At 69.3% G+C, this 3,708-nt stretch carries 2 protein-coding genes; one reads left to right on the top strand and one right to left on the bottom strand.

The window, feature by feature from the left end:
* Positions 1 to 174: 174 nt before the first annotated feature.
* Positions 175 to 2,217, top strand: a complete 2,043-nt coding sequence (locus tag VKA86_06515; GenBank protein HKK70851.1) for a S9 family peptidase — start codon at positions 175 to 177, stop codon at positions 2,215 to 2,217.
* Positions 2,218 to 2,280: 63 nt separating this feature from the next.
* Here VKA86_06515 and VKA86_06510 read toward each other — a convergent pair.
* Positions 2,281 to 3,708: FapA family protein (locus tag VKA86_06510; protein ID HKK70850.1), on the bottom strand; the 1,428-nt coding region annotated here is incomplete at its 5' end.

Raw genomic sequence — 3,708 nt, 5'->3', positions numbered from 1 at the left:
GAAGAGGATGGCGTCGTCGCGTTGCCGACGCGTGAGATGGTCCTGCGCAATCGCGTATACCCGACCCGACCCGAAGCCGTGGTATGCTCCCCGCCGCCGTCCCGACCGAACCCCCGCGTAGACCCCGACCAACCCTCCGCCCAACCCCCCGCCCAACCCCAAGAGGAAGACCCCATGCCGAAGACCTGTCTGTGGATGCTGCTGCTGGTGCCCACCCTGGCGCTGGCCGAGGAAACGAGGCCCCTGTCGATCGAGGTCCTGTGGGAGATGGACCGCGTGGGCTCTCCGGTGATCTCGCCGGCCGGCGGGCACGTCGTCGTGCCGGTCACGCACTGGGACACCGAGACCGACGAGTCGGAGACCCGGCTGTGGCTGCTGTCGACCGACGGGGGCGTGCAGCGTCCGCTGACGCAGACCGGCGCCTCGGCCGGCAGTCCGGTGTTCTCGCCCGACGGTGCTGCGCTGGCCTTCACCTCGAAGCGGGACGAGGACGACGCCGCGCAGATCTACCTGCTGCCCATGGACGGTCCGGGCGAGGCCACGCGGCTGAGCGAGGTCCCGACCGGGGTGTCGGCCCTGCGCTGGGTGGGCGAGCACCTGTACTTCGTCAGCCGCGTGTGGCCCGACAAGACCTGGGAGGAGATGGCCGAGCAGGTCGAGGCCGATCGCGAATCGAAGGTCTCGGCCCACCAGTGGAACGCGCTTCCCTATTCGCACTGGGATCACTGGATCGACGAGGACCGCCAGGCCCACGTGTTCCGTATTCCGGCCGGCGGCGGCGAGGTCGAGGCCGTCACGCAGACCCTGGGGCGGGAACTGCCGCGCTCCGCCCAGGGACTCGGCAGCTACGACGTCCATCCCGACGAGACGTGGATCGCGTTCACCTCGGACTCGCGCGACGGCGAGGACGTCGACCCGGACATCGACGTCTTCCTGGGCCGCATCGGAGCCGACACGCTCGAGAACCTCACCGCCGACAACGAAGCCGGCGACGGCAACCCGATGTTCGGTCCGGACGGCCGCACGCTCGCCTACACGACCCAGGAGATTCCCGGCTTCTATGCCGACAACGTGAACCTCGTGCTCCACGACCTCGACGACCGCACCCGTCGTGAGATCACCAGCGACTGGGATCGTTCGGTGTCCGGCCTGGTCTGGGCGGCCGACGGCAGCGGGTTCTTCGGCGCCATCGACGACGCCGGGACGCGCCGCGTGTACTTCATCGATGCCGAGAGCGGCGAGCCGGAGGCGGTGACCGGAGAGACCAGCTTCGGCGGTCCGAGCATCGCCGACGACGGCACGCTGGTCGCGACCAACCAGAGCTTCCTGTATCCGCCGCGCGTGGTGCGGGTCACCGCCGCCGGCGAGACGGTCCGTCTGGACACCTTCAACGACGAGGTCCTCGCCGGCGTCGACCTGGGAACCTACGAGTCGGTGACCTACACGGGGCACGACGGGGCCGAGATCCAGATGTGGGTGCACTACCCGCCCGGCTTCGATCGCAGCCAGCGCTATCCGCTGTTCCTGTTGATCCACGGCGGGCCGCACAACGCGATCCCCAACGGATTCCACTTCCGCTGGAACGCGCAGACCTTCGCGTCATGGGGATACGTGACCGCCTGGCACAACTTCCACGGCTCGTCGGGTTTCGGTCAGGAGTTCGCGGATGCGATCAATCCGGACTGGGTCACCGCGCCCTACGAGGACACCCTCGCCGCGGCCGAGTGGTTCGCGGATCAGGACTGGATCGATCCCGAACGCATGGTGGCCGGTGGCGGCAGCTACGGTGGATACCTGTCGTCGATCCTGCTGGGCAAGGACCATCCGTTCGACGCGCTGGTGATCCACGCACCCGTCTACAACATGTACTCGCAGATGGCGGCCGACTTCGCGGTGCACTCCACGCGCTTCGGGTCGTTCTGGGAAGAGCCGGAGATCTATCGCGAGATCTCGCCGCACTACTTCGCCGGCGACTTCGACACCCCGGCGCTGATCCTCCACGGCCAGCTCGACTACCGGGTGCCGGTGGGACAGGCCTTCGAGCTGTTCCGCACGCTGCAGACCCGAGGCGTGGAGTCGCGTCTGATCTACTTCCCCGACGAGAACCACTGGATCCTGAAGCCGAACAACTCGATGTACTGGCACGACGAGGTCCAGCGGTGGATCGGGCAGTTCGCCGAACCGGGGGGACGCGCACAGGACACGTCGCGGCGTTGACGTCCGAGGCCGGATGACGGGAGGCGGCGGCCCGACGGTCGCCTCCCGTCCGGCCGGTCGCACTCAGCGGTGGTCGGAGCGCGACGCGTTCTCGAGGCCGACGTGCTCGATCACCGCCCGGCCGGTGCGTGCGTCGTAGCGCACGCACGCCGGGCCGATGACGTCTTCCGTGAACTCGTGGACGTGCTGGCCGCCGTTCAGTCCCAGGCGGGTGCCGGCGAAGAGCCTCGACTTCACCCAGACGAACGACGCGTGCCGTTGCTGGTGGAGGCGCTTGCGCAGGAGGAACTCGCGCTTGCGCGACCGGTTCGCCCGCCGCTCGTACAGATGCATGCGCTGCTCGACGACCTCTCGCTCCTTCGCGTTCAGTGAACCGACCGCGCCGGAGAGCATGGGTCCGTAGCGGCGGCGCAGGTCGGCGAGTTGCTGCTGGTACTTCTTGCGCGCGCGCGTGAGCGTGCGGAGCTCGCGCTGCTGCCCGGCTGCCCGCCCCAGGGTGACGAAGGTGGCGGCCTCCTCCCGGGAGCCGATCTCGTCGGCGGCGATGCTCCCGCCCACGATCCAACGGCCACCGATGATGCGCCCGTTCTCGATCAGCAGGTCTTCGTGGACCCGGCCCTCGCACCACAGGAGTTCGCGCCGGGCGTCGAGACGGCCCCCGCACTCGATCGTGGCCTCGCGGGCGAAGCCGAGCGAGAGATCTCCCGCGCACACGATGACCGCGTCGCCCCGGCCCATGACGCCCTTGTCGATCGTGACGTTCCGGCGGGATTCGATGCGCGCGTTCTCGACGGTGCCGTCGATGATCACGGAGTCGGTGCCGACGACCGAGAACTTCGGCATGACGGTGCCGCGGACGTGCACGGCTCCCTCGAAGTCGATCGAGCCGGTCGAGAAGTCCACCTGCTCGACGACCTGCAGATCGCCGACGGTGAGTTCGCCGTGGCTGTACTCGACCATGCCGGGCCGGGCGGCACACACGAGACGGGGGTCGTGTTCGTGGCGACGGACCGTGTCGTCGCATTCGAGAGGGGCGGGCGCACCGGGCGTCGCCGCGATCCGGCGTCCGGTCACGTCGGTCCCGGGTGTTCCCGTGGTCGGGGAGTGGACCCTCAGGATCGGCTGTCCCTCGAACACGCTGACCTTCGTGCGGTGGTAGTGGTCCACCGCGCCGCTCGGCAGCCGGATCGCTCGCGACTCGAAGAAGTCGCCCAGCCATTCCAGGTGACCGTCCTCGCCGTCGATCGGGGCGCGACCCCGGGCGACCACCGCGGACGTGGCCTCGGTGTCGGTGTCGAGCGCCGTGTCGAGAGCCAGCTCGACCGCGTCGACGTCCACGTCGACCAATCGGTGCTCGCCGCGCAGGCGCTCCACGAGAACGGCCGGCGCGGGAGTGGTCGCGCCGAGCAGCGGTGGAAGGGTCAGGGTCGCGGTGAGCCGGTCGTCGGAGATCGTCACCGAGAGGTCGTCGAGCCCGGAACCGGCCGGGGG

The organism is Candidatus Krumholzibacteriia bacterium, assembly GCA_035268685.1.
Classification (GTDB): Bacteria; Krumholzibacteriota; Krumholzibacteriia; order JAJRXK01; family JAJRXK01; genus JAJRXK01.
This window is presented reverse-complemented; position numbering and strand designations above follow the sequence as displayed.